This is a genomic window from Catenulispora sp. GP43 (assembly GCF_041260665.1).
Lineage (GTDB): Bacteria > Actinomycetota > Actinomycetes > Streptomycetales > Catenulisporaceae > Catenulispora.
This window is the reverse complement of record NZ_JBGCCT010000002.1, coordinates 267,758-293,219: the sequence shown is the minus strand read 5'-3', so window position 1 is coordinate 293,219 and position 25,462 is coordinate 267,758. Positions and strand designations below refer to the sequence as shown.

Sequence of the window (25,462 nt, the reverse complement as noted above, 5' to 3'; positions counted from 1 at the left end):
AAGCTATCTTCATCCCGGCACGGCGGAGGCGGCATCGCCTAACCGCGGCTACCGCCGCAGCTGCGGCGCCTACTCCTCAGTTGCCGGCTCTGCGGTAGCTGGTACCAGAGCATCGATCTCGTCAGATTCCGTAGTGCCAGGTGGTGAGCATGAAGGCACCGAACCAGCAGCCGAACAGTGTGGCGGGGATGAGGGCCATCGCGACGGTGCGGTTGTCGGTCCGGGCCAGGCTGCGGGCGGGTGGCAGCAGGAAGATCAGGGCCAGGATGAGTAGGCGCAGTTTGCACTGGAAGTAGTTGGATTGCCCGAGGGTCAGGATCAGGATGCCGGCGCCGTAGGCGAGCAGCGGCGGCCAGGTGTGCCGGCGGAACGCGGCGATGGCGATGACGATCAGGGCGACGGTCACGATGGCGGTGCAGACCGCCATGAACTCGTTGCTGAGGGCCAGGGTGTCGCGCAGGTCGGTCAGGAACTGCCGGCCGTAGTCCCATTTGGTGCCCCAGCCTGCGTTTTGGATGGTGAACCAGCCGTTGAGCTGTCCGGAGCGCAGCCCGACCCAGCCGATGAACAGCGGCACCCCGGTGCAGCCCAGGGCGAGGCCCGCAACGGCGCGTCCGGGTAGGTGGCGGTGCTTGCGGGCATGGAGCACGACGGCGACGGCCATCGCCAGGACCACGGCGGCGCCGGCGGGGCGGGTCAGTCCGGCCAACGCGGTCAGTACGCCGGCGCTCAGCCAGGCTTGTTTGTGCAGGGCCAGGAGCGCCCCGGCGGTTAAGGCCAGGAACAGCGACTCGCTGTAGGCCATGGAGAAGACCAGCGACATCGGCTGGGCGCCGGCCAGCAGCACGATGGCGATGGTGGCGGTGCGCCGGTCGTACAGGCGGCTCAGCAGCGCGTGCATCACGATGAGCGCGGCGGCCAGTGACAGGTGGGCGGCCAGGATGCCGCTGACCGCCCAGCTGAGTCCGGAGGCTGCGTGGACGATCCGGATCAGCTGCGGGAACAGTGGGAAGAAGGCCAGGTTGCTGCCGTCGGCCAGACTGTCCATGCCGTGGGGGTAGCCGTGCTCGGCGATCTGGACGAAGCGTAGGCCGTCCCAGGCGGTGAGCCGGTCGGTCAGGCTGGGCCCGCCGGGCCGGATCATCACCGACAAGATCAGCAGGTGCAGCGCGGTCGTCGCGGTGTAGACGATAACCGCCGGTCCGGCCACTGTGCGGGCGCGCGCAACCCAGCCATGCGCGGCCCAGGCGCGGGTGGGGGCGCCGGTGCGGCCGTCGGCGGGTATTCGGGACCGGGGTTCGGGCCTGACCGGCGCCTGGGTGTCCTGCGTGATGTCGGTCACCATCTGCGTCGACAGCATGATCACTCCTTCTGCTGCGGTGGTGGGACACGGAGCAGAATCGGCGAACCGCGCTGAACAGACCCTGAAGTTCCTGAAGATCGTTTCAGGAGGGGTATCCGGAATCCGTGCGATCCTTGATCGATGGATGTGCTGGTGGTCGAGGACGACCCGGACGTGGCCTCGGCCGTGCGCCGGGGCCTGGAGTCGGAGGGCTGGACGGTCGACGTGGCCGGCGACGGCGCCACCGGCCTGCGGCTGGCCCGCCGCCACGACTACCAGGCGATCATCCTGGACATCATGCTCCCGGCACTGAACGGCTACCGGGTGTGCGCCGAGCTGCGCCGGGCGGGCGTGCAGACGCCGATCCTGATGCTGACGGCCAAGGACGGGGAGTGGGACGAGGCCGAGGCGCTGGACACCGGCGCGGATGATTACCTGCGCAAGCCCTTCGCCTACGTGGTGTTGCTGGCCCGGCTGCGTGCACTGATCCGCCGTGGCGGCGGGGCCGAGGGCAGGCTGTTGCGGGTCGGGGACTTGTGGATCGACCCGGCCGGGCGCCGGGCCGGCCGCGGCGAGCAGCCGGTCGAGCTCACGGCTCGCGAATTCGACGTCCTGCTGTGCTTGGCCCGCTACGCCGGCCAGGCCCTGACCCGCCGGGCCGTGGTGGAGGAGGTCTGGGACCTTGCCTACACCGGCGAGCCGACCATCGTCGAGGTCTACATCAGTGCTCTGCGCCGCAAGATCGACGCCCCGTTCGGACGGCACAGCCTGCAAACCGTACGCGGCATCGGATACCGCCTGACCGACGACGCCGATGCGTAGGCCGGCGACTCGGGCCCGCACCGCCCTGGCCGCCGGGCTCGCGGCGCTGACGCTGCTCGGCATCGGCGCGCTGTTTCTACGCCAGCACGTCTACGACTCCCGCCTGGCCGCCGGGCGCACCACCGCGCAGTTCCAGGCCCGCACCATCGCCAGCCGACTCACCGCGCCGCACGGCTTGGAGAAGATCCACGCCGACACCGCCGCCCTGCCGTCGGTGGTGCTGAACCCCTCCGGCGACGTCGTGCGCCTCGGCGACCCACTCTCGGACCAGCAGCCCGCTATGGTGGGCCTTCCCTGGCCCGATCACGTCGACTGGGTGGACTGGAGCGGGTCCGGGACGGTCCACGTGGCCCCCGCCGCCAAAGACCCGGCCTATGCCGGGCGGACCTTCGCCGCCGTCGGCGCCGCCGCCTACGTGACCGGATCCCAAGGCCCGGGCGAACCGGAGGGCGTCTACACCGTCTACGTCCTGGTCACCCCGTTCGATGCACAAGCCGCCCGCGCCGCGGTCGACCCGGCACTGTGGTTCGGCGTTCCCGCCGCCGCGCTGCTGGTCGGCGTCATCGCCTGGGCCGCCACCAGCCGCGCGCTGCGTCCGGTGGAGGCGATCCGCGCCCAGATGGCCGCGATCAGCGAACACCACCTGGACCGCCGAGTCCCGGTCCCACCCGCCCGGGACGAGATATCCCGCATGGCCGTCACCACCAACGCCACCTTGGACCGGCTCCAGCACTCCGCCGAACAGCAGCGCCGCTTCGTCGCCGACGCCGCCCACGAACTACGCAGCCCCATCGCCGCGCTGCGCACCAACCTCGAAGTCTCCCTGGCCCACCCCGAACACACCGACTGGCCGACCACGACCGGCCAGGCCCTGGCCGCTGTCCGCCGCCTACAAACCCTTGCCGAGGATCTGCTCTACCTGGCCCGCCCCGGCGACCAGCCCCGCCACACCGAACCAGTTGACCCCGCCGAACTGGCCCACGACCTACTCACCGAATACCGCCACACCCACACCAGCGGCCCGCACTACACACTCAGCATCCACACAACCGGCCAGGTACGCGGCAACCGCAGCGAACTGAACCGCTTGCTGCGCAACCTGCTCGACAACGCCACCCGCCACGCGGCCAGCCGCGTCGCCGTCACCATCGCCGCGGAGAACGGACAAGTCCTGATCACCGTCGACAACGACGGCTCCGACATCCCCACCGCCGACCGCCAGCGCATCTTCGAACGCTTCACCCGGCTCGACGAATCCCGCAGCCGCGACGCCGGCGGCACCGGCCTCGGCCTCGCCCTGGCTCGCGCGATCGCCGAACACCACGGCGGCGCCCTGACCCTCGCAGCTTCAGGACCGACCTTCACCATCTGTCTCCCGGTCGCGCCAGCCACCTATTCCAGGAACAGGGCGGACACCTGCTCGCCAAAACGCTGAGCAGCGTCACCAGCGGCCACAGCAGCCTGCGCTGCATAGGTCAAGGCACCGAAGTCCGACGCCACCACCCGCAACTTGATACTCACTGACGAGATCGTCCAGCAGTTGGAGATGCTCCGCCTGTGGCAGGAGACGCAACGAGTCGCCGCCGGTGAGGCATGGGTCGACTGTCAAGAGGTTGCGCCGCCAGTGCGCACCCAGGCCGAAGCGGGGCCCGCAACCTGGTCATGGATCTTCAAGGCACGGGTACAGCCACGAACCCCGCGCACGCGGGGCTGATCCCACCGAGTCGAAGCGGCGGACCGCCTCAGCTGATTTCGACGGTGGTGTCGGGGCCTACTTCGACGGTCCGACTGGGGCCCACCTGCGGGGCGGTTTGAACGGAGCCCACCCCTTTCCCGATGGTTCGGACAGTTTGAAGGGGACCTGCCGGTTCTGGCAGTCGCGCGGCACATCAGCGGCGCGTGTAGCAGTGCCATACCGGGGCGGGGGAGAGCAGGCGGTCCCAGCCGGTGCCCAGCAAGTCGGGAAGCTCGTCCGGCGCGAGTCCGGTCGGGCCGATGCTGCGACGTCGGCGTGGAACCCCGCGGATCAGCAGCAGGCATCCAGGCGCGGCCAGGGTTTGGACGGTGGCCGCCCAGCCGGGCCGTAGCGCCTCGGCGATGCCGTGCAGGCAGCCGTTGTCCAGTACCAGTGTGGCGGTTCCGGTGATCCTGCCGCCGGGATTGACTTGGGCCGGGTCGGTGACGTCGGCGAGCCGCCACTGGATCCGGCCGGTTTCGCCCGTGCCTGCGGCGTCGCGGGCACGGGCGGCGGCCAGGGCTTGTGGCGTGGCGTCGACCCCGGTGACCGTCCACCCGTTGGCGGCCAGGTAGACGGCTTGACGGCCGGTGCCGCAGCCGAGATCGACCGCCACCCCCGGTGGCAGCGCGGTGGGCCCTTCCACGATTGCGGCCAGCGGCGCCGGGATCGCCTCGGTGTCCCAGGGCGTGATGCCCAAGCGGTAGAGGGCGCGGTAGGTGGTACGCATCGCGGTCAGCCTCGGGCGATCTGTGCCGACGTCGTGGATGTCGTGGACGTTGAGGGCTCGGCCGTCGAGGGGTCGGTCGATGGGATTCGGTGGGGCCGGTAGCGCAGCAGCGCCGCGATGAACAGCGCAGGCATGAACGATGCCGTGGTGACCTGGCGCAGGGTCACGTCACCGGTGGTGAGGTAGGTCAGGGTGCTGATCCAGTCGATCGCCTGGATGACGATCATGGTGTCGATCCATGTTCGGTGGTGCTGCGGGTCGCGAGCGGCGACAAACATGCCGTAGGCGTAGCCGAGGAAGCGGGCGGCCATCATCGTGAACAGCCAGTTCGCCCAGGTCGGCGCCGCGGGGGCGAGACCGAGCAGGCTCGCGGTTCCCCTCGGCGCGGCCAGGAACAGGGCGCCGAGGGCAAGTTGAAATATGCCGATGGTGATCAGTGTGATGCGTAGGGCTCGCATGGGAGCCACCTCCATCTTCCGTAGCAGCGTCTTGCCGTGACGGTAGGCGGGTGGCGTAGTCGATTGTCAAAGAGTAACCTAATTTCAGATTGTGAACTATTGTCTTTGACCTGGGGTGATGCAATGAAGCGGGAGTGCATGGACGAGACCTGTCCGGTCGCGCGGTCCGTGGCGGTCCTGGACGGGAAGTGGACCATGCTGGTGCTGCGTGACCTATTGCGGGGCACCAAGCGCTTCTCGCAGCTGCGCGAGTCGCTGACCGGTATCAGCCCCAAGACGCTCACCGACCGGCTGCGCGCTCTGGAGGAGCAGGGCATGGTGCAGCGGCTGATCTACCCGGAGATTCCGCCGCGCGTGGAGTACACGCTGACCGAGCGCGGCCGCGGGGTTGAACCGGTTATCAACGCGCTAGCCGCCTGGTCCGGAGGGACCCCGTTGGCCGAGCTCTGACAGTGACTACCAATCCTCGACAGAGGAACAACTCCGCCGGGAAGCCGGGTTCACCCGGACCTGCGCCTGTCGGGGCGACGCCCGAGAGGACCTGGAGCCACCCCCTGCCGAGGTCACCGACGCTCACCGTCAACAACAGATCTCCCGACGGCGAAAGTCACCCAACCGCGGGTGGGCCTTCACATCAGGACACAGAGGTGCCGATCAACCGGCCGACCGCGTAGGTGACGCCCGCGGCGAGCGCGCCGACCAGGACCTGCCGGAAGCCCGAACGCAGCACGGAGCGCCCGTTGAGCGCGCCGATTCCCGCGCCCACGGCGAACATCGCCAGTATGGCCAGGGTGATGACGGTCGCCAGGGCGGCCGTGCCCGCGCCGATCAGATAGGGCAGGACCACGACGAAGGCACCGATCGCGAACGTCAGCAGGCTGGACACCGCCGCCGACCACGGAGAGCCCAGCGCGTCCGGGTCGAGGCCGAGTTCCTCGCGGGCGAGCGTGTCCAGCGCCACGCTGCGGTCGGCCATGATCCGGTCGGCGATGCGCTCCGCCTCGTCCTTCCCCAGGCCCTTGGCCCGGTAGAGGAGTACCAGTTCGGCGTGCTCCTCCTCCGGGCTCTCCTCGAGCTCCTGGGCTTCGAGGGAGATTTCGCGCTCGTACATCTCGCGTTGGCTCGACATCGAGACGAACTCGCCCGCGGCCATCGAGAACGATCCGGCCAGCAGTCCGGCGATGCCGGCCAGCAGGATCGCGCTGTGCGAGGAGCCGGAGCCGGCGAATCCCATGACCAGCGCGGTGTTGGAGACCAGGCCGTCGCTGACGCCGAACACCCCCGCGCGAAGCGCACCGGAGCGGTCGCCGCGGTGCCAGCCCTCGCGGCGTTCGATCTGCTTGCGCGGATCGGGCTTGCCGCCGTCGATGAGCTTGGACAGGGTACGCGCGTGGCCGCGCTCGTCCGCGGCCATGCCGGGGGCGGCGTCGGGGTCGCGGTCGTAGACGCCGGCGTCGGCCCGTTCAGCGCGCTCGATCATCGGCAGGACCGTTTGCGTCGACAGTCGCCGCGCCGCCGCGCTCAGGAGTCTGGTGCGCAGGCTGGGCCGTCCCGGCGGGGGCACCTCAGCGCCGGCGTCGCGCAGCTTCGCCGCCCAGTGGGCCGCGTGCTTGTGTTCGATCTCCGCGAGTTCCTCGAAGATCTTGCGTCGCTCCCCAGATTCGGCTTCGGCGAGCCGTGAGTACAGCGCCTCGGCGTCCCGCTCGCTCGCGAGCAGGTCCCGCCAGTGACGTATCCGTTCGGCGGCTGATTCTGCACCCGTGTTCATACCGACCTCACCTCGACTCTCCAGGCCCACGTCGGGGTCGACCTGCGCCGACAGCTCGCCGCGTGCGACCCCCTCCAGCGCCGAGCCGGGCCCGCCTCTCGCGTTGCAAACGGGTGACCGCATCAGGAACGTGCCTGGGTCACCGATCGGCCGAAGCTCCTGTCTCCCGCAGGTATTCGTGCACCAGGCGGACGGACATCGACCCTTCCCCCACGGCCGAGGCGACGCGCTTGATCGAGCCGCTGCGCACGTCGCCGACCGCGAAGACTCCTGGTCGGCTCGTCTCGAGTACGTAGGGCTCGCGGGCCAGATGCCGCCAGCGCTGCGCGCGGCCGGGTTCGGCGGCGGCGTGGCCGGTGAGTACCGCGCCGCGGTCGTCCAGGGCCAGGGTGCCGGCCAACCACTCGGTGCCGGGCTTCGCTCCGATGAACACGAACAGCGCTCCGACTGGCAGCGTCCGCTGTTCGCCGGTGCGGTTGTCTTCGACGACCACAGACGTGATGGCCTTGTCGCCTTCCGCGGCGCGTACCTCGCTGTGCAGCAGCACCTCGATGTGGGGGTCGGACTCGATGCGGTCGACGAGATAGCGGGACATGTCCGTCAACAGGTTGTCACCCCGCACGACCAGGTAGACGTGGGGCGACTGAGCGGCCAGGAAGACGGCGGCCTGACCCGCCGAATTCCCGCCGCCGACCACGGCCACCGGGTGAGACCGGCACAGGTTGGCCTCCCATGCGGTCGCCGCGTAGTGGATGCCCAGCCCCTCCAGTGCCCGACAGCCCGGTGCCTCAAGGCGTCGGTACAACGCCCCGGTGGCCACGACCACCGTCCGTGCGGCGATCTCGCCGCCGTCGTCGAGCCGGACGGCGTAGTGGCCGTCGTCCCGGAGGTCGAGCGCGACCGCGGCCGCGGGGACGGTGAGCCGGGCGCCGAATCGGGCCGCCTGGACCACCGCGCGCTCGGCGAGCTGCGCTCCGGAGATCCCGGACGGGAACCCGAGGTAGTTCTCGATCCGGGACGACGTGCTCGCCTGGCCGCCAGTGGCAGCCGCCTCCAACACCGTGGTGGCCAGGCCCTCAGAGGAGCCGTAGACGGCGGCGGCCAGACCGGCCGGGCCGGCGCCCACGATCAGCAGGTCGCAGACCGCGTCCTGCGGCACCGGCGCCCGCAGCCCGACCAGCTCGGCCAGGCGCGCGTTGGTCGGATTGCGCAGCACCTTGTCGCCGCCCCAGACCACGACCGGGGTCTGCGCGGCGGTCACCCCGAACCTGCGCAGCAGGGCCTCGGCGCCGCTGTCCTGCTCCAGGTCGATCCAGCGGTGTGGGAGCCGATTGCGGGCGACGAAGGCCAGCAGCCGGCGGGTGTCGGGGGAGTACGCCGAGCCGATGATCCGCAGTCCGGTGCCCTCCCCGAGCAGGAGCGAGCGACGGTTCAGATAGGCCCGGAGCACCAGGTCGCCGAGCTCGGGCTCGCGGGCCAGCAGTGCGGTCAGCTCGGCCACGGGGACCGCCAGTACCTCGCCGGGTTCGCGCACCACCGCGGTCAGGAACGAGGCCTGACCCTCCAAAAGCCCGATCTCGCCGAGGAACCGGCCGGGGCCGTGCACCCGGACGACGCCCTCGTCCGCGCCGTGGTCGTCGACGATCGCGACCAGGCCGGCGAGCACGACGAAGAAGTGGCCGACAGGTTCCCCCGCCCGGAACAGCACGTCTCCGGCCCGGACCGGGCGGCGTTCGCCTCGGGCGGCGAGGACGGCGATCTGTGAGTCGGTCAGCCGGGGGAACGCGCCGTCGAGGTCCGGCGTCTCGGTCGCGGTGCTCATACATAGGCCTCGTCGATGTAGCACCAGCGCCAGTCCTCGCCCGGTTCCAGGGAACGGACGATCGGATGCGTGGCAGCGTAGGCATGAGCTCGGGCGTGCTTCATCGGTGAGGAGTCGCAGCACCCGACCTGCCCGCAGGTCAGACACAACCGCAGGTGCACCCACGGCGTGCCGAGCCGCAGGCACTCCTCGCAGCCCTGCGGCGTGCGCGGCGTGACGGGCCGAACCAGGGCCAGGTGCGGGTCGGGCAGGGCCGGGCTCACGAGACGCCCCCGGAGTCCGGGGCGCCGGCGTCCGCCGGGCGGCGGTTCGCGAGGGCCTGATCCACCCATTGGCGCAGCACCGGCGCGGGAGCGGCCCCGGACTGCCGGGCGATCACCACGCCCCGGTCGGTCACCAGCAGCGTGGGCACGGCCTTGACGTCGAAACGCCGGGAGAGCTGAGGGGAGGTGTCCACGTCGACCTTGACCAGCTTGATGCGGCCGGCCAGGTCGGTGGCCACCTTCTCCAGCGCCGGGCTCACCATCCGGCACGGGCCGCACCAGGTCGCCCACATGTCCACCAGCACCGGGATGCCCGCCTTCTCCACGACCTGGGCGTAGCTGGCGTCGTCGGCGTCGGCGATCCACGGCAGCAGGTGATGGCAGTTGCCGCACTTGGGCCGCCCCTCGGCCGCGGCCGGAACCCTGTTGTTCTTCTGGCAGTTCGGGCAGCGGACCACCCTGGCCGCGGCGCTCACCATGCGCTTCTCTCTTCGGTGTGGTCTTCTGGCTCCGGCTCTGAGTAGCCGGTGTCGCCCTCGTCCGTCTCTTGGAAGCCGACGGTCAGCTCCCCACCGCTGGCGTCCACCACCACGGTCACTCCCTCATGGACTCCGCCGATCAGCAGCGCGCGGCCGATCTTCGTCTCCACCTCGTGCGAGATGAAACGGCGCAGCGGCCGGGCGCCGTAGACCGGGTCGTAGCCCTGCTCGGCGATCAGGCGGCGGCCCTCCTCGGTCAGGCGCAGCGTGACCCTTTGTTCGGCCAGGCGCCGCCGCAGATCGTTGAAGAGCAGGTCGACGATCCGCTCGATCTGGGACAGGCCGAGCGGCCGGAAGATGACCACGTCGTCGACCCGGTTGAGGAACTCGGGACGGAAGTGGCCGCCCAGCTCCCGCATGATCAGGTCCCTGACATCCGGCTTGATCTCGCCGTCGGCGGTGGCGCCCTGCAGCAGATACTGCGAGCCCAGGTTGGACGTCATGATGATCACGGTGTTGCGGAAGTCGACGGTCCGTCCCTGGGAATCGGTGATCCGGCCGTCGTCGAGGACCTGCAGCAGGGTGTTGAAGACGTCCGCGTGTGCCTTCTCCACCTCGTCGAACAGCACCACCGAATAGGGCTTGCGGCGCACGGCCTCGGTCAGCTGGCCGCCCTCCTCGTAGCCGACGTAGCCGGGAGGCGCGCCGATCAGACGGCTGACGGTGTGCCGCTCCTGGTACTCGCTCATGTCGAGCCGCACCATGTTGTCCTCGCTGTCGAACAGCGCCGCGGCCAGGGTCTTCGCCAGCTCCGTCTTACCGACCCCGGTGGGGCCCAGGAAGATGAACGAGCCGATCGGCCGGCGCGGGTCGCGGATGCCGGAACGGGCCCGGATGACGGCGTTGGCGACCAGCTCGACGGCCTCGTCCTGGCCGATCACCCGCTGGCGCAGGATCTCGTCCAGCCGCAGCAGCTTCTCCCGCTCGCCCTCCTCCAGCCGGGACACCGGGATACCGGTCCAGGCCGAGACGATCTCGGCGATCTCGTCGGCGGTGACCACCTCGCGCAGCAGGCGGGTCTGGCCCTGCTTCGCCGACAGCTGCTGCTCTTCGGCCACCAGCCGCCGCTCGAGTTCGGCGATCTCCCCGTAGCGCAGTTCGGCGGCCCGGTTCAGGTCGTAGGCGCGCTCGGCCTGCTCGGCCTCCTGCCGGGCCTGCTCCAGTTTCTGGCGCAGTTCCTGGACCTTGCGGATGGCCTGCCGCTCGGCCTCCCACTGTGCGCGCTTGGAGTCCGCCTCGGCGCGCAGATCCGCGAGCTCGCGGCGCAGGTCCGCCAGGCGGTCCTGGCTGGCACGGTCCTTCTCCTTGGCCAGCGCGGCCTCCTCGATCTCCAGACGGGTGACCCGGCGGGTGAGCTCGTCGAGTTCGGCCGGCATGGAGTCGATCTCGGTGCGCAGCCGGGCGCATGCCTCGTCGACCAGGTCGATGGCCTTGTCCGGGAGGAAACGGTCGGTGATGTAGCGGTGGCTCAAGGTCGCCGCGGCGACGAGCGCGCCGTCCTGGATCTTCACGCCATGGAAGATCTCCAGACGCTCACGCAGCCCCCGCAGGATCGAGACGGCGTCCTCGACGGTGGGCTCGTCGACCATGACGGTCTGGAAGCGGCGCTCCAGGGCGGCGTCGGACTCGACGTACTTGCGGTACTCCACCAAAGTGGTGGCCCCGATCATGTGCAGCTCGCCGCGGGCCAGCATCGGCTTGAGCATGTTGCCCGCGTCCATCGAGCCCTCGGCCGCCCCCGCGCCCACCACAGTGTGCAACTCGTCGACGAACAGCAGGATCCGGCCCTCGGCGGCCTTGACCTCCGACAGCACCGCCTTGAGCCGCTCCTCGAACTCCCCTCGGTACTTGGCCCCGGCGATCAGGGCGCCCATGTCCAGGTTGAACACCGTCTTGTCACGCAGCCCCTCAGGCACGTCGCCGCGCAGGATGCGTTGGGCCAGTCCTTCGACGATGGCCGTCTTGCCGACGCCGGGCTCGCCGATGAGCACCGGGTTGTTCTTGGTCTTGCGGCTGAGGATCTGGACGACGCGGCGGATCTCGGCGTCCCGGCCGATCACCGGGTCGAGCTTGCCGGAGCGCGCCTCGGCGACCAGGTCGCGCCCGTACTTCTCGAGCGCCTCGTAGGATCCCTCGGGGGTGGCCGAGGTCACCCGCTGGTTGCCGCGCACCTGTGCCAGGGCTTTGAGGAAGCTGTCCCGCGTCACTCCGCGTTCCTTCAGCCGACGCCCGGCGGAGGTGGCAGAGCCTTCCTCGATGAGCGGCAGGACCAGGTGCTCCACCGAGACGTACTCGTCCTTGAGGCGTTTGGCCTCGCGCTCGGCCGTGTCCAGGAGCCGGGACAGCCGCTGGGTGACGACGACCTGGCCCGGGGCCGTCCCGGGCCCGGTCGTGCGAGAACGCTTGGCCAGGTCGGCACTCAGGTCCGCGTGCAGGCTCTCGATATCGGCGCCGGCCTGGTCCAGCAGCCGGGGCACGAGACCCTCGGGCTGGTCGAGCAGGGCGATCAGCAGATGCTCGCCGTCAACCTCGGTGTGGCCCAGCCGCACGGCGACGGTCTGCGCCTCCTGCAGCGCCTCCTGGGACTTCTGGGTGAGGCGGTTCATGTCCACGGCGTCTGCTCCTTACCTGGGCGCCCAGCGCGGCGCAGTTCGGCTTCCAACCGCTCGATCCGGTCGAGCAGGTCCATGACCAGTCCGAGGGCGGCGTAGTTGAGGCCGAGTCCGGCGTGCAGCCGCAGTGCCCGGGCGACAGTCGCCGGGGCGCGCGCGTCGAACCAGAGCCGTCCGGACACGTCCCGGCGTGCGTCGACGAGGCTGAGTGCCACGAAGCGGCTGATCAGCTGCGGATGGACCCCAGCCCGGCGCGCGACCTCCTCCAGGCTCAGCAGAGCGCGGTCGCTCCGGTGCGCGACGACGATCATCGGGAAGCGCATTTCGGAACCGGCCTGGTCACCGGGTCCCCCGAATGGCTGTTGGCGGGGAGTCATGTCCGCCTCCTCGGGTCGAAGTCCGAGACGGCAGCCAACTGCTCGAACAGCTCCCGCTCCCGATCGGTGGGTGAGGACGGCACCATGATCCGGACCTCGGCGTAGAGGTCCCCGGGCGAACCCTTCGGGTTGGGCATGCCCTCGCCCCGCAGCCGCAGCTTCCGGCCGGTCGAGGAACCCGCGGGGACCACGACCTTGGCCATCCCGGCAGGCGTTGCGACCGGCGCGGTGGCGCCCAGCACGGCCTCCCATGGGCTGACCGGCAGATCCACGGTGATGTCCCGGCCGGAAAGCCGGTAACGGCGGTGCGGCTTGATGTGCACGACGAGGTAGAGGTCGCCGGGCTGCCCATCGCCGTACCCGCGCCCGCCCTGCCCGGCCAGCCGGATGCGCTGACCGTCCACGACCCCGGCCGGGATGTCGACCCCGTACTCGCGCCCACCCCCCGGCCCCCCGATGGTGATCTTGCGCCGGCCTCCGTGGAACGCCTCCTCGACGCTCAGCTCCAGGTCGGCCGTCTGGTCCGCGCCGGCGACCCGCCCGGCACCCCGGCCGCCGAACATGCTGCCGAACAGGTCCTCGAAGTCGACCGGGGAACCCTGGAAGCCGGCGCCGCCGAAGCCCGCGCCGGCACCGGCACCGGCACCGGCACGACCGCGCCCGAACCCGCTGGTGCGGGCGCCTTGGGCCGCCTGGGCCGCGGCGACCCGCTCGTCGTAATCCTCGGGGATCTGCCGGAAGTCCGGACCGAACCGGTCATACCGGGCGCGGGTCTTCGGGTCCGACAGCACCTGGTAGGCGTCGTTGATCTCCTTGAACCGCTCCTCCGCGGCCGGGTCCTTGTTGACGTCGGGGTGGAGACGGCGGGCGAGCTTCCGGAAAGCCTGCTGGATCTCCTGCGCGCTCGCGTCCCGCGGGACGCCCAGCACCTCGTAGTAGTCGCGGGCCATGACGGCTCACTCCTGCTTGCGGCGGACCAGCACGGTCGCCGGACGCAGTTGGCGGTCGGGCGGCTCGCCGTAGCCCGGCCGCAACACCTTGGCGACGGTTCCGGGCGGGGCGTCGGGCTCGTCGACCATGCCGGCCGCCTCGTGGCGAACAGGATCGAACGGCACGCCGGTCTCGTCGTCGCGCGGATAGCCGAGCGAGGCGAGCAGGGTGACCGCCTGATCCCGCACCGCCCGCACGCCGTCGATGAGGGCCCCCGGATCGGCCTCGGAGTGCTCCAGGGCGAGCTCCAGGTTGTCCACCACCGGGAGCCAGGCCAGCGTGACCCGGCGGCGCTCGGCCTCGGCTGCCTGGCTCAGCTCACGAGCGTGCCGCTTGCGGGTGTTTTCCAGGTCGGCCAGTGCCTGGCGCCAGCGGTCTTCAAGGTCCTTCACGGTGGCTGCCAGGGCGTCGGGGGACGGTTGCCCGGTGGCGGTCTCCTGACCGCCAGACCCGTCCCGGGCGGCGTCCGCCTCGTCGCCGGACATGTCGCCGCCCTCTGGTGTGTTCAGGTCGCGGGCCATGGCGACGCCCCTCAGCTCCGGTCGAAGTCTGCGTCGATGACGTCGTCGTCCCCGCCGCCGGCCGATGTGGCGTCCGGGCCGCCGGCGCTCGTCCCGCCGGCCCCGCTGTCGCCGCCTGCCCCGCCATCGCCGCCGGCCCGGCGGCTGGCGAGGGACTGGTAGATCTGCTGCAGCTCCGAGGTCAGCGTGCGGACGCGGTCCAGCGGTGCCTGGTCCTTGACCGCCTCGCGTGCGTCGCCGATGAGCAGTTCGGCCCGGGCCCGTTCGTGCTGTGGCGCGTCGTCTCCGAGCTCCGACAGGCGCTTCTCGACCTGGTAGGCGACCGCGTCCAGCTCGTTGCGCGCGTCCACGGCCTGGCGCAGGCTCTGGTCCTGGGCCCGGTTGCGCTCGGCCTCGGCGACCATCCGCTCGACCTCCGCGGGATCCAGGTTCGAGCCCTCGCTGATCGTGATGCCCTGCTCCGCGCCGGTGTCCTTGTCCTTCGCGCTGACGTTGAGGATGCCGTTGGCGTCCACGTCGAACGTGACCTCGACCTTCGGCTCGCCCCGCGGGGCCGGCCGGATGTTCTCCAGCCGGAACCGGCCGAGCACGCGGTTGTCGGCCGCGGCCTCGCGCTCGCCCTGCAGCACGACCACGTCCACCGCGCTCTGGTTGTCGTCGGCGGTGGAGAAGACCTCCGAGCGGCGCACCGGGATGGTGGTGTTCCGCTCGATGATCTTCGTCATGACGCCGCCCTGGGTCTCCACGCCCAGTGACAGCGGCGTGACGTCCAGCAGCAGGACGTCCTTCACCTCGCCCTTGAGCACCCCGGCCTGGACGGCCGCGCCGAGCGCGACGACCTCGTCGGGGTTGACGGACATGTTGGGTTCCTTGCCGCCGGTCAGACGCTTCACGAGCGCCTGCACCGCGGGGATCCTGGTCGAGCCGCCGACCAGGATGACCTCGTCGATGTCGCTCGCGGTGACCTTCGCGTCTTCCATGGCCTGCTGGACCGGGCCCAGGCAGCGCTCGACGAGATCCGCGGTGATCTGGTCGAAGGTCGACCGGCGCACCGTCTCGGTCAGGTGCTTGGGGCCGGCGGCGTCGGCGGTGATGAACGGCAGGTTGACCTGGGTCTGGGAGACCGAGCTCAGCTCCGTCTTGGCCTTCTCGGACGCCTCGAACAACCGCTGGAGCGCCTGCGGGTCGCTCCTCAGGTCGATCCCGTTGGCCTTTTGGAAACCGTCAGCCAGATAGTCGACCAGCCGCCGGTCGAAGTCGTCGCCGCCCAGATGGCTGTCGCCGGCGGTGGAGCGCACCTCGACCACACCGTCACCCACATCCAGCAGGCTGACGTCGAAGGTCCCGCCGCCCAGGTCGAAGACGAGAACCGTCTCGTGCCCCTTCTTGTCCAGGCCGTAGGCCAGGGCCGCGGCGGTCGGCTCGTTGATGATGCGCAGCACCTCGAGCCCGGCGATCTTCCCGGCGTCCTTGGTGGCGGTCCGCTGGGCGTCGTTGAAGTACGCCGGCACGGTGATCACCGCTTCGGTCACCCGCTCGCCGAGCGATTTGGACGCGTCCTCGGCGAGTTTGCGCAGCACCAGGGCGCTGATCTCCTCGGGCGCGTACAGCTTGCCGCGCACGTCGATCCGGGCCGTCCCGCCGGGCCCCTCGACCACGTCGAACGCGACTGCCTTCGCCTCGTCGGACACCTCGTCGAAGTGCCGGCCGATGAAGCGCTTGGCGGAATAGACCGTGCCTTTGGGATTGAGGATCGCCTGGCGCCGGGCAAGCTGCCCGACCAGGCGTTCGCCGTCTTCGGTGAAGGCCACCACGGACGGCGTGGTCCGCGAGCCCTCGGCATTCGGTATGACCGTCGGCTCGCCGCCCTCCCAGATCGCGATGACCGAGTTGGTCGTGCCTAGGTCGATTCCTACCGCTTTCGCCATGGGGACGCTCCTTGCCCAGGTCGGCCCGGCGTGAGACGCCCCGGTAGGGCATGCTCATATGATGCCGTTACCGTACAAGTCGCAATAAATGCGACACCTTCGTTCCTATCATCGTGAGCACACCCCCGCGAGCCGGTCACGGTTCGACACGACGGCCGACCTGGGCGACAGCGGGCAGAGCCTGAGACCTGAGGCGTTGGCCGAGCTCACGCAGCAGCCAGACCGCGGTGGGAGGCCTGGAGCCCGGTACGGCGCCGGAAGCGACGGAGGGCGTGAGCAGCTCGCGCTTGAGGCCGGCGTGGTGGCCATCGGCTGGGGCTACTCAGCGCTCTGTCACCGGGCTACCGCTACCAGGCACCCCTGACAGTCAACGTCACGGCGATACAGAGCCTTGTGGCTTGGTCGAGGCAGGCGCAGGCAGGAATCGCCCCTCCGACCTCGACCGACGGCCACTTGGCATTCGCCGCCGGATCGGACGGCCCCGGTCGATCCTGCGATACCTTGATCGCACTGCCTGATTGTTACCGCCGGGGCCGGTGATATCCGCGTTCGATGGAAGGGGCCGATGATGGCACGTCGCGGACTGTCCCGCTCGCTGGCCTCGGTTCCCCTCGCAGCCCGCCGCCGCTCCACCCGTGAGCGGCTCTCCGAGACCCGCACCGTGCGTGAGGCGCTGGTGTCGCTGGCCGGGCTGGTCGGCAAGCCGGTGGTCAACCAGGCCGGAGACCCGATCGGCCGGGTCGTGGACCTGCTCGCCCGCTGGGACGGCCAGGAGGCCTACCCGGCGATCACCGGCTTGGTCGCGCAGATCGGCCGGCTGCGCTCCCGGGTGCCGTACGACGCGGTGGGGCGGGTGGGGCAGGACGCGGTGCATCTGCGCAGCGCACGGCTGGATCTCCGCGAGTTCACAGAGCGCGTCGGGGAGGCGGCGCTGGCCGCCGACGTGCTGGATCACCAGCTGGTGGACATCGAGGGCGTGCGGGTCGTGCGGCCCTCGGATCTGTATCTGACCACGGATGCCCAGGGGCAGCTGCGCCTGGTGGGGATGGACACCGGTTTGCGGACGTTGGGCAGGCGGCTGGGCCCGGCCCGGCTGCGGGACCGGGTGCGCCCGGAGAAGGTGATCGACTGGTCGGACGTGCAGGCGTTCGGCACCGGCGCCGGCCACGGCGGCGTGAAACTGGCCGCCTCTCGTAGCGAGTTGCGCCTGCTGCACCCCGCCGAGCTGGCCGAGCTGCTGGAAGACCTGGGCCGCACCGAGCGCCGGGAGCTGCTGGGATTGATGGACCCGGAGTCGGCGGCCGACGCGCTGGAGGAGATGCGGCCGCATGAGCTGGAGCAACTGCTCAGCGAGACCGATCCGGGCGAGGCCGCAGCGCTGCTGGCCCGGATGGAGCCGGATGAGGCCGCCGACGCCCTGCGCGACCTGGATGAGGACCGGCGGGACGAGCTGCTGGCCCGCATGCCGGAGTCGCCGCGGGCGGCGCTGCGGGTGCTGCTGGCCCAGGACGAGCACAGCGCGGGCGGGTCGATGACCACAACGGTGGTGCGGGTCCGGCCGGATCAGAGCGTCACGCAGGTCCGCGAGGTGCTGGCGGAGCACGAGGCGCACATCGCCGACATCGACTCGGTGGTGATCGTGGACGCCGACGGGCGGCTGGTGGACGATGTGCCGCTGGGCGAGCTGCTGCTGGCTGATCCGGACACGGTGATGGCCGACCTGGTCGGCCCGCCGTGGCCCGTGACCGTCCCGGCAGACTCCGACGTGCGGGAGATCGCCGACCGGTTCATCCACTCACGCCGCATGTCGGTGCTGGTCCTGGACGACCAGGAGCGGCCGGTGGGCCGGATCCTGGCCGACGACGTGATCGACATGCTGATGCCCGAGCACGGCCGGATCCGTTTCCCGCGGGTGCTGTCGTGACGACGGGCCGCGAGACCGCCGACGGGGGTGCCGCCGGCGGACAGGCCACGGGTGGGCAGCCTGCGCCCGGGCGTCGCAGGAGTCTGCGGCGCACGCTGTTCGCGGCGCTGGCGTTCGTCGGCCCCGGTCTGATCGCGGCGAACGCGGGCAACGACGCCGGTGGCATCGCCACCTATGCCTCGGCCGGGGCGCAGTTCGGCTACCGCACCCTGTTCGTGATGCTCATCGTCACCGTCGCGCTGGTCGTCGTGCAGGAGATGTGCGCCCGCCTGGGCGCCTACACCGGCGAGGGCCTGGGGTCGTTGATCCGGGAGCAGTTCTCCATCCGGATCACAGCCTTCGCCATGGTGGCGCTCCTGGTCGCCAACCTGGGCCTGGCGGTCTCCGAGTTCGCCGGCATCGCCGCGGCGCTGGACCTGCTCGGGGTCAGCCGCTACGCCTCGGTGCCGATCGCCGCGGTCGCGATCTGGGCGCTGGTGGTGTTCGGGTCCTACCGGTACGCCGAACGGCTGTTCCTGATCCTGTCGCTGGCGTTCCTGGCATATCCGGTCGCCGCGGTGCTTTCCCATCCAGACTGGGGCCAGGCGGCCAGCAATACGGTGTGGCCGCACCTGATCGGGTCCAAGGACTTCCTGCTGCTGTCGGTCGCCCTCATCGGTACCACCATCACCCCGTACATGCAGTTCTACGTCGCCGGTGCGGTGGCCGACAAAGGCATCGGCCCGGCCGAGTACAAGGCCGAGCGCGTCGACACTGTCGGCGGCGCCATCTTCTCCGACCTGATCAGCATGTTCATCATCATCGCCACCGCCGCCGCGATCACGGTGCGCGCCCCGCTGGACTCTGCCTCGCAGGCAGCCCAGGCCTTCGAACCAGTCGCCGGGCGCTTCGCCGAGCAACTCTTCGCCATCGGCCTGCTCGGAGCCTCCGCCCTGGCCGCCGCCGTCGTACCACTGTCCACCGCTTACGCGATCAGCGAGGCCATCGGCGCCGAACGCAGCGTGGGCCGGCGCTTCCGTGAAGCCCCGCTCTTCCTCGGCCTGTTCACGGCACAGATCTTGATCGGCGCTGCGATCTCCCTCATCCCCGGCAACCTGATCCGGCTGCTGATCAACGCCCAGCTGCTCAACGGGATCATCACCCCGATCCTGCTGACCTACGTCCTCATCCTGGCGAACCGCAAACGCCTGCTCGGCGCCGCCGCCAACGGCCCGGTGTTCCGGGCGGTCGCCACGGCAGGCGTGGTCATCGTCGCGATCATGGCGGCGGCGGCGCTGGCCGTGACCGTCCTCGGCTGGTTCGGCATCGGCTGACCCGCTGACTCCCGGACGGCCACTGTGGCGATGACAGCATCCCCTTTCAGCACAGCACCACGGCCGAAACCGGCGCTGACGCGTCCCGCCGCCTGCGAACCGGAAACCGGCCGGGCATTCGCGGAAATGGCCGACTGCGTACCCTGAGGGTGAAGACCTCGGTCTGGCCTCGCAGGGCCCTGACGCCCGATGATCGGCGCGAACGTCTGTGAGGTGCTGAACGCCTCGTCGTGGCGTCCCGATAGTCAACGCGGCTAGTTGGCGCCGACGACTTTGAAGTCCTGGGTGACGAAGACGTGGTGCGGCCAGTTGACACCGATGTTGTGGACCTCATACTCGCCGTTGCTCAGCTGTACGACGCGGTCGACGACGCCGCCCGGATACGCGGCCAGCGCGGCCTGCGTCGCGTTGTCGGCGGCTGTTCCGCTGACGATCGTTCCCGATCCCTCGCTGTAGTTCGCCGGGATCTGCCCGACCTGCTTCGACGTCGACGGTGCGCCCTGCAGGAACGGCACCACCCCTGCCGCCGTCGAAGCCGCAGATCCGCCGGTGCCTGCCGGTTGCACGACGACCTGCGTGGCGGCGATCGTCGTTCCGTTGACCGTCCCGAGGGCGAGCACGGATTCCCCTGTCGTGATGGCGCTCACCGAGGCCGGGTTCGCCCCGTTGAGGTAGGTCGTTGAGGCCGCCTCGTTGATGCTCACCGTCTGACCCGTCGCCGTGGCCATGGTGAAGCCCGACTGCGACACGCCGGCCACGGTGCCGGACGATCCACCCACGGCAGGTCCAGACCGTGCATTGGATCCCCCGCCTACAGGGCTGTGGCTGCTGGCGTTACCCGGCACGGCGGCCCCCGCTGTCGCCGACGGCGCCGCGGCAGCCGTCGATGAGGAGGACGCGGCGGAACAAGCGGATATCCCGAGCGCCGCAGTCACCGGCACGGTCACCATGATCAACTTCCTCGCTCGGTTCGGCATCATGATCGCGGCTCCTCTGGTTCATCTTGCGCTTTCGCCCAGCGTCGCTGCCATTCATGAGAGCTGTCTTCAAGCGGGCTTCGACTCCTGTGAATCCTGGCGCCGGCACCAGCAGGTGAGACGGAAGGCTTGGTCCAAGCAGAACGAGGCCACCGCACATTCAGCCTGCTAGGGGTGCCCCGTCCCACAGGCGCGGCGTGCTGCCGAACGGGTGGACGAGCGGATCCCTCCCTGCGGTGGCAGCCTGGGGGAAGCGGCGAGGCGCGACATCGCCGAGTGCCACCGCACCGCTAGGGGCGGCCGCTGGCAGACGGACACCGACGTCGCCCCCCACGAACGACCAGGTCGACGTGTCCAACGTGGCCGATACGTCGGCACCCGCCTGGAGGACGCGAGGGCACTGGAGGTGTGTGATGAGTGCTGATCGCTCCCACGAGAACCGTGATGGTCACGTACTGGTCCTCGATGCTGGCTCTTCGAGCCTTCACATCGCTCTGTTCGCGGCGGACGGTGAACGGGTGGCGGATCGAGACGTCTCGGAGCCTCCGGGGCCTGCCGCGGCGGCGGAACTGCGGAACTTCCTCAGCGAGGTGCCCGCTCCTGCGGCGGTTGGTCACCGCATCGTCCACAGCGGTCCGCACCTGACTGGACATACGCTGATTGACGCACGCGTACGGGCTCTGCTGGCGGACGTCGCCGATCTCGCGCCGTTGCACGTGACCCCTGCCTTGCATGTGGTCGATGCCGCACGGGAACTCCTGCCCGACGTTCCTCACATCGCCTGCTTCGACACTGTCTTTCACAAGGATTTGCCGGCACCGGCGCGCACGTACGCCGTGCCGGAGCGATGGCGAGCCGAATACGGGCTGCGCCGGTACGGCTTCCACGGGCTTTCCTACTCGTGGGCACTGCAGCGGACGGCGCAGGCCCTGGGCCGACCCGTCGACAACCTCCAGGTCGTGCTCGTGCACTTGGGCGGCGGCTGCTCGGCCTGCGCCGTCCGGAACGGACGCAGCGTGGACACCACGATGGGCTTCACTCCGCTGGAAGGCCTGGTGATGAGTCGGCGCAGCGGCAGCCTCGACCCCGGCGCGCTACTGTGGCTGCAGCGGCGGCACGGTCTGAGCACGGACGAATTGGATGACACACTCCACCGGCATTCCGGTCTGCTCGGCCTCTCCGGTACCTCGGGAGACACCCGGGACCTGGTGCGCGCCCGCGCGCAGGGTGATGCCGCGGCCGCGTTGGCGCTGGCGACGTTCACACTCAGCTGCCGCAGGGGCGTCGCCGCGATGGCCGCCTCGCTGGACCGGCTGGACGCCCTGGTCTTCACGGGGGAGATCGGCGAGGACCAACCTGAGGTACGCGAGGAGATCTGCTCGGCCCTGACTGTTCTCGGTGTACGAGGCGGGCTGCTCGTCCCCGAACTGGAAGATTTGATGCGGGAAGGCCACCGACGCATCGATCAGGCGGTGAGAGGTGTCCCGGTCCTCGTGGTCGCAACCGGCGAGACGCAGCAGATCGCCGCCGAGACCCGACGGGTGCTCGGCGGCATGTGACTGGCCAAGGCAACTACCGGCGCATTCACACTTCCCTGGCCCGCGCAAAGAACCGGCCTCCTGTACCTGGACATGATCGCGAGGGGGAAGATCTTGGGTGGAGTTCTTGGCGGGGCTGCGGGTCATGGAGCTGTTGATGTCAGGGGCGAGATGCATCAGGGCTCTTATTACTTGGCGTCGCGGAAGACGGCCCAGATGGCCAGGGCGACTCCGGAGAACGCGGCCCCGGTCAGCGTCACCGCGTTCCATCCGCCGCTGGCGAAGACCGCGCCGGAGGCCGCCGAACCCGCCACACCGCCGAGGAAGACAGAGGTCATGTACGCCGTGGTGATACGACTGCGGGCCTCTGGGCGCAGCCGTAGGGCCACCGCGAGGTTGGTGACATGCGCGCCCTGCACGCCCAGGTCGAGGACCACGATACCGAGGATCAGCGGGAGCAGCCAGTGGCCGCCGTGGACGCCGAGCAGGAGCCAGCCGAGCAGCATCGCGGTGAACATCAGGCCGCTGACGGCCCGGTCCCGGCCGGCGTCGACGGCCCTGCCGGTGGCCTTGGCGGCGATCGCGCCGGCCGCCCCGGCCAGGCCCAGCAGGCCGATGGCCGCCTCGCCGAACGAGTACGGCGGCCGGGCAAGCTGGAACGCGATGGAGGTCCACAGGACCGAGAAGGAGCCGAAACCGAGGAATCCGAAGGCCATCCGCAGCCGCAGCGCCGGCTCCTCACGGACCAGCTTCACCACGCTGCCGAGCAGAGCGCCGTAGCCGAGACGCGCGACCGGCGCCACGTCCGGCAGGACTCTGCGAAGCACCTCGGCCAGCGCGAGGGTCGCGACCGCCGCGACCGCGTACACCGCGCGCCATCCGGCCAGCTGGGCGAGCAGTCCGCCGGCGGTCCGGGAGAGCAGCACACCCATCAGGACGCCGCTCATTACCGAGCCGGTGACGGCGCCGCGCTGCTGGGGCGAGGCGAGAGTGGCGGCGAGGGGCACCAGGACCGGTCCGGCGACCGCGGTCGTCGACAGCACGGCGGCAGCGACGGCCAGCACTGCGAAACCGGGGGCCGCGGCCGAGACCGCGAGTGCTACGGACGTGACGAGCAAGAGCACCACAAGGAGCTTCCTGCGGTTCACGATGTCGGCGAGTGGTACCAGAAGGGCCAGGCCGACGGTATAGCCGATCTGGCCGAGGGTGGCGATCAACGAGGCGGTGCCGGGGCCGAGGGCGAAGGTCCGGGCGATCGATGTCAGGAGCGGTTGGGCGTAGTAGAGGTTCGCCACGGCGGTGCCGGCCGCGACGGAGAACAAGGCGGTCGTCTTCTTGGAAAGACCTGCGTCGGGGCCGAGGCTCTTGTGGATCCCGGTCGGAACTCCCACCTTCTGATGGGCGAGGGCTGATGTGGTCACGTCGGTAAAGGTAGGCCCCGTGAGCGAGACGATGAATGGCTGAAAGTCTTGATTCAGTGTCTGATCGTCTCGCGTTCTGCGGGCTACAGTAGTGCGATGGACATCCTGAGCGACACCCTCGACGCGCTGCGCACAGGCCGCCCCGGAGTGGTCCGCACCGACGCGCACGCGCCTTGGAGCCTGCGGTTCCGCCCCATCGCAGGGGCCGGATTCCATGTGGTCGTCGAGGGACACTGCCGTCTGCTGCCGCCGGTCGGCGGCCCGGTCGCACTCGGCCCCGGCGACATCGTGTTCCTGCGCCGGGGCGGCGGCCACGTGTTGTGTGACGAGGTGGACAGCGCGATAGTGGACTTCGTGCCCGAACACGTCGACGCGTCCTCGCCTATCGGCCGCTTCGCCCTGGAGGGCCCCGGCGTCCGCACCGTGCTGTTGTGCGGCGCGTACTCGCTGGACATCGACCGGCCGCATCCGCTGCTCGGCGAACTGCCGGAGGTGATCCACCTGCCGGCGAGCCCGGGCCGGCACCCGGCGTTGCGCTCGGCGGTGGACCAACTCTGCGCCGAGGTCCACAACCCCCAGCCGGGTTCGGACAAGGTGGTCTCGACCCTCGTCGACCTGCTCCTTCTCTACATCCTGCGATCCTGGTACGCCGAGCAGCCAAAGGAGCAGGCACGCGGCTGGTCGGCCGCCCTGTCCGACCCCCTGGTCGCCCCCGCACTGAAGGCGATCCACGACGATCCGGCGCACCCGTGGACCGTGGAATCGCTGGGCTCCCAAGCCGGACTGTCCCGCGCCGCCTTCGCCCGGCGGTTCACGGCGCTCGTCGGCGAGCCACCGCTGACGTACCTGACGACCTGGCGGATGACCACGGCGGCCCGCATGCTGCGCCAGTCCTCTGATCAGCTCGGCGCCATAGCGGAGAACGCGGGCTACACCTCGGAGTTCGCGTTCGCGAAGGCGTTCAAGCGCCATTTCGGCATGCCGCCGGGGGTGTATCGAAAGCGGTCGGTATCACAGGGGTCGGATACCGCAGTGATGATCGGGACCGGAACCTGATCGTTTCCTGGTCGCCGATCGAGCCGGCGCTAGAACGTCCTGCTCGCGATCTCGCCAGCCGCCAGTCCGCCACCCCTGAGATCTTCGAGGGCCTGGCGCGCCTCAAGTGCCGAGCCCGCACTTGCGGTCTCGTTACCTCTTGTGGGTGATCGTTTTCAGGGATCCGCTGCACCGGTGAGCCCAAGTGGGTGCTTCATGGTGAGACCCGCCGGGCGAGCTTGAATTCACTCAGGAAGCGGTTTGGGAGGCAACCCTGGGATATTTCCGCCGCCTGCGCCTCCATCGCCGCCCCCACCACCGCCGCCGCCGCCGTCTCCCCCTCCACCGCCGTCGCCGCCACCCCCGTCTCCTCCAGCGTCGCCACCGCCACCGTCAGAACCGCCCGCATCTCCACCACCGCTGCTGTCACCTCCGCCACTGCCGCTGCTGCTGTCACCTCCGGTGCCGCTGTCTCCGATGATGCCGCCCACGCTGCTGCCGTCTCCTCCAATTGCGCTGCTGCTGTCTCCCGCGCTGCCGCCGTCTTCGCCAGCGCTGCCCCCGCTGCTGCTGTCGCCGCCCTCGCTGCCGCTGCTGTCGCCTCCGCTGCTGCTGTCACCGCCTCCTCCGGAGCCGTCGCTACCGCTCCCGCCGCCTCCCCCGGAGCCGTTGCTACCGCTCCCGCCGCCTCCTCCGGCGCTGTCAGGCTTACCGTCGATCGTCACTTCGGGGAGAGTGATGGTGCCTGTTCCCGTGGCGCTGTTCCCCTCGATGACCACGGGCGAGATGGTGATCGTGGTAGAGGCGGTGTCACTCGGATCGGCGGAGATCACTACTGGTGGGATCGTGAACGCCGGGGTGCCGGGAGGAACATCGCCGGGCGTGCTGACGATGGTCGGGGCTGGTTGCTCGTCGGCGCCGGTCGCCGACGGGACGACGATGATGACCGGGTCGGTCGTGATCACAGGAGGCTGGCTGGCCTGGCTGAGTATGCCGCTCTTCTCTTGGTCCAGTTGGTCGAGCTCCCTGATGAAGCCCTGCATCTCAAGTTCCCAGTTCTTGATCGCCGCCATGTTGGCGATGCCAGCAACCACAGCGGGGACCTCGGTGCCCGGGGTGAGCAGGGAAGCGGCCGACCCTATGAGACTCAAGAACTTCACCTGGAAGGCGGACTGGGCGTTGCTCCGAATCTCGGCTTCTCGCTTCTCGATCTCCTGAATTCGCGTCGCCTGCTGTTCCGTGAGTGGCATGGCCTACTCCTTGTGGGGTCGCACTGCCAAATAGGTGACTGTCTTCAAACGAGACAGCTGCAAGGAAGCACCCGATCATTGGCAGGAACGGTACGTC

23 protein-coding genes are annotated in these 25,462 nt (G+C 70.0%); 8 read left to right on the top strand and 15 right to left on the bottom strand.

What is annotated here, in order from left to right; all coding sequences use genetic code 11:
• Positions 1–121: 121 nt before the first annotated feature.
• On the bottom strand, positions 122–1,360 hold the full coding sequence (locus tag ABH926_RS04930) for a mannosyltransferase family protein (RefSeq protein WP_370364129.1): 1,239 nt from the start codon (positions 1,358–1,360) through the stop codon (positions 122–124).
• A 123-nt stretch (positions 1,361–1,483) separates the two neighbouring features.
• On the opposite strand from ABH926_RS04930, the gene ABH926_RS04925 reads away from it, so the two are divergent.
• Together ABH926_RS04925 and ABH926_RS04920 are read left to right on the top strand one after the other, a co-directional pair.
• Positions 1,484–2,164 (top strand): response regulator transcription factor, encoded by a 681-nt coding sequence (locus ABH926_RS04925; RefSeq protein ID WP_370364128.1) that lies wholly within the window; start codon positions 1,484–1,486, stop codon positions 2,162–2,164.
• Complete coding sequence (locus ABH926_RS04920; protein WP_370364127.1) at positions 2,157–3,599, top strand: sensor histidine kinase; 1,443 nt, start codon at positions 2,157–2,159, stop codon at positions 3,597–3,599. The genes ABH926_RS04925 and ABH926_RS04920 overlap by 8 nt, the downstream gene beginning before the upstream one ends.
• 454 nt (positions 3,600–4,053) lie before the next feature.
• On the opposite strand, the gene ABH926_RS04915 is transcribed toward ABH926_RS04920, so the two are convergent.
• Positions 4,054–4,629: a class I SAM-dependent methyltransferase gene (locus tag ABH926_RS04915; RefSeq protein WP_370364126.1), complete on the bottom strand. Its 576-nt coding sequence runs from the start codon at positions 4,627–4,629 to the stop codon at positions 4,054–4,056.
• Between the two features lie 5 nt (positions 4,630–4,634).
• Positions 4,635–5,087, bottom strand: a complete 453-nt coding sequence (locus ABH926_RS04910) for a hypothetical protein (protein WP_370364125.1) — start codon at positions 5,085–5,087, stop codon at positions 4,635–4,637.
• A gap of 138 nt (positions 5,088–5,225) precedes the next feature.
• Here ABH926_RS04910 and ABH926_RS04905 point away from each other — a divergent pair, with 138 nt between their 5' ends.
• Positions 5,226–5,537 (top strand): winged helix-turn-helix transcriptional regulator, encoded by a 312-nt coding sequence (locus ABH926_RS04905; protein ID WP_370364124.1) that lies wholly within the window; start codon positions 5,226–5,228, stop codon positions 5,535–5,537.
• A gap of 184 nt (positions 5,538–5,721) precedes the next feature.
• Here the strand turns inward: ABH926_RS04905 and ABH926_RS04900 are convergent, their stop codons facing one another.
• From ABH926_RS04900 to dnaK, 9 genes are all read right to left on the bottom strand, one after another.
• A complete protein-coding gene (locus ABH926_RS04900) occupies positions 5,722–6,855 on the bottom strand; it encodes a VIT1/CCC1 transporter family protein (RefSeq protein WP_370364123.1) in 1,134 nt (377 codons plus the stop codon).
• A gap of 139 nt (positions 6,856–6,994) precedes the next feature.
• Positions 6,995–8,677, bottom strand: coding sequence for an FAD-dependent oxidoreductase (locus tag ABH926_RS04895; protein WP_370364122.1), 1,683 nt, complete (start codon positions 8,675–8,677; stop codon positions 6,995–6,997).
• Positions 8,674–8,940, bottom strand: coding sequence for a UBP-type zinc finger domain-containing protein (locus tag ABH926_RS04890; RefSeq protein WP_370364121.1), 267 nt, complete (start codon positions 8,938–8,940; stop codon positions 8,674–8,676). The genes ABH926_RS04895 and ABH926_RS04890 overlap by 4 nt, the downstream gene beginning before the upstream one ends.
• A complete protein-coding gene (gene trxA / locus ABH926_RS04885; RefSeq protein ID WP_370364120.1) occupies positions 8,937–9,419 on the bottom strand; it encodes a thioredoxin in 483 nt (160 codons plus the stop codon). The genes ABH926_RS04890 and trxA overlap by 4 nt, the downstream gene beginning before the upstream one ends.
• Complete coding sequence (clpB, locus tag ABH926_RS04880) at positions 9,413–12,091, bottom strand: ATP-dependent chaperone ClpB (protein WP_370364119.1); 2,679 nt, start codon at positions 12,089–12,091, stop codon at positions 9,413–9,415. The genes trxA and clpB overlap by 7 nt, the downstream gene beginning before the upstream one ends.
• Complete coding sequence (locus ABH926_RS04875) at positions 12,082–12,414, bottom strand: chaperone modulator CbpM (RefSeq protein WP_370364562.1); 333 nt, start codon at positions 12,412–12,414, stop codon at positions 12,082–12,084. Before ABH926_RS04875 ends, clpB begins: the two co-directional genes overlap by 10 nt.
• A 50-nt stretch (positions 12,415–12,464) precedes the next feature.
• Positions 12,465–13,418: a DnaJ C-terminal domain-containing protein gene (locus ABH926_RS04870; protein WP_370364118.1), complete on the bottom strand. Its 954-nt coding sequence runs from the start codon at positions 13,416–13,418 to the stop codon at positions 12,465–12,467.
• 6 nt (positions 13,419–13,424) lie between these two features.
• Complete coding sequence (locus ABH926_RS04865) at positions 13,425–13,979, bottom strand: nucleotide exchange factor GrpE (RefSeq protein ID WP_370364117.1); 555 nt, start codon at positions 13,977–13,979, stop codon at positions 13,425–13,427.
• 11 nt (positions 13,980–13,990) lie between these two features.
• Positions 13,991–15,907, bottom strand: a complete 1,917-nt coding sequence (dnaK, locus tag ABH926_RS04860; RefSeq protein WP_370364116.1) for a molecular chaperone DnaK — start codon at positions 15,905–15,907, stop codon at positions 13,991–13,993.
• 565 nt (positions 15,908–16,472) lie between these two features.
• Between dnaK and ABH926_RS04855 the strand changes: the two genes are divergently transcribed.
• Positions 16,473–17,831, top strand: coding sequence for a magnesium transporter MgtE N-terminal domain-containing protein (locus ABH926_RS04855; protein WP_370364115.1), 1,359 nt, complete (start codon positions 16,473–16,475; stop codon positions 17,829–17,831).
• Positions 17,828–19,144 carry an Nramp family divalent metal transporter gene (locus tag ABH926_RS04850; protein WP_370364114.1) on the top strand — a complete coding sequence of 439 codons (1,317 nt, stop codon included), beginning with the start codon at positions 17,828–17,830 and terminating at the stop codon, positions 19,142–19,144. The genes ABH926_RS04855 and ABH926_RS04850 overlap by 4 nt, the downstream gene beginning before the upstream one ends.
• 254 nt (positions 19,145–19,398) lie before the next feature.
• Here ABH926_RS04850 and ABH926_RS04845 read toward each other — a convergent pair whose 3' ends face one another.
• A complete protein-coding gene (locus ABH926_RS04845) occupies positions 19,399–19,893 on the bottom strand; it encodes a hypothetical protein (protein ID WP_370364113.1) in 495 nt (164 codons plus the stop codon).
• On the opposite strand from ABH926_RS04845, the gene ABH926_RS04840 reads away from it, so the two are divergent.
• Together ABH926_RS04840 and ABH926_RS04835 are read left to right on the top strand one after the other, a co-directional pair.
• Positions 19,871–20,293 carry a hypothetical protein gene (locus ABH926_RS04840; RefSeq protein ID WP_370364112.1) on the top strand — a complete coding sequence of 141 codons (423 nt, stop codon included), beginning with the start codon at positions 19,871–19,873 and terminating at the stop codon, positions 20,291–20,293. The genes ABH926_RS04845 and ABH926_RS04840 overlap by 23 nt on opposite strands.
• A 241-nt stretch (positions 20,294–20,534) precedes the next feature.
• Positions 20,535–21,680: an acetate/propionate family kinase gene (locus ABH926_RS04835; protein ID WP_370364111.1), complete on the top strand. Its 1,146-nt coding sequence runs from the start codon at positions 20,535–20,537 to the stop codon at positions 21,678–21,680.
• A 167-nt stretch (positions 21,681–21,847) separates the two neighbouring features.
• On the opposite strand, the gene ABH926_RS04830 is transcribed toward ABH926_RS04835, so the two are convergent.
• Positions 21,848–23,080 carry an MFS transporter gene (locus tag ABH926_RS04830; protein ID WP_370364110.1) on the bottom strand — a complete coding sequence of 411 codons (1,233 nt, stop codon included), beginning with the start codon at positions 23,078–23,080 and terminating at the stop codon, positions 21,848–21,850.
• A 96-nt stretch (positions 23,081–23,176) separates the two neighbouring features.
• Between ABH926_RS04830 and ABH926_RS04825 the strand changes: the two genes are divergently transcribed.
• The gene (locus ABH926_RS04825; RefSeq protein WP_370364109.1) at positions 23,177–24,136 is read left to right on the top strand and encodes an AraC family transcriptional regulator; all 960 of its coding nucleotides are present in this window, start codon (positions 23,177–23,179) and stop codon (positions 24,134–24,136) included.
• Positions 24,137–24,360: 224 nt separating this feature from the next.
• On the opposite strand, the gene ABH926_RS04820 is transcribed toward ABH926_RS04825, so the two are convergent.
• On the bottom strand, positions 24,361–25,365 hold the full coding sequence (locus ABH926_RS04820) for a hypothetical protein (protein ID WP_370364108.1): 1,005 nt from the start codon (positions 25,363–25,365) through the stop codon (positions 24,361–24,363).
• Between the last annotated feature and the right edge of the window lie 97 nt (positions 25,366–25,462).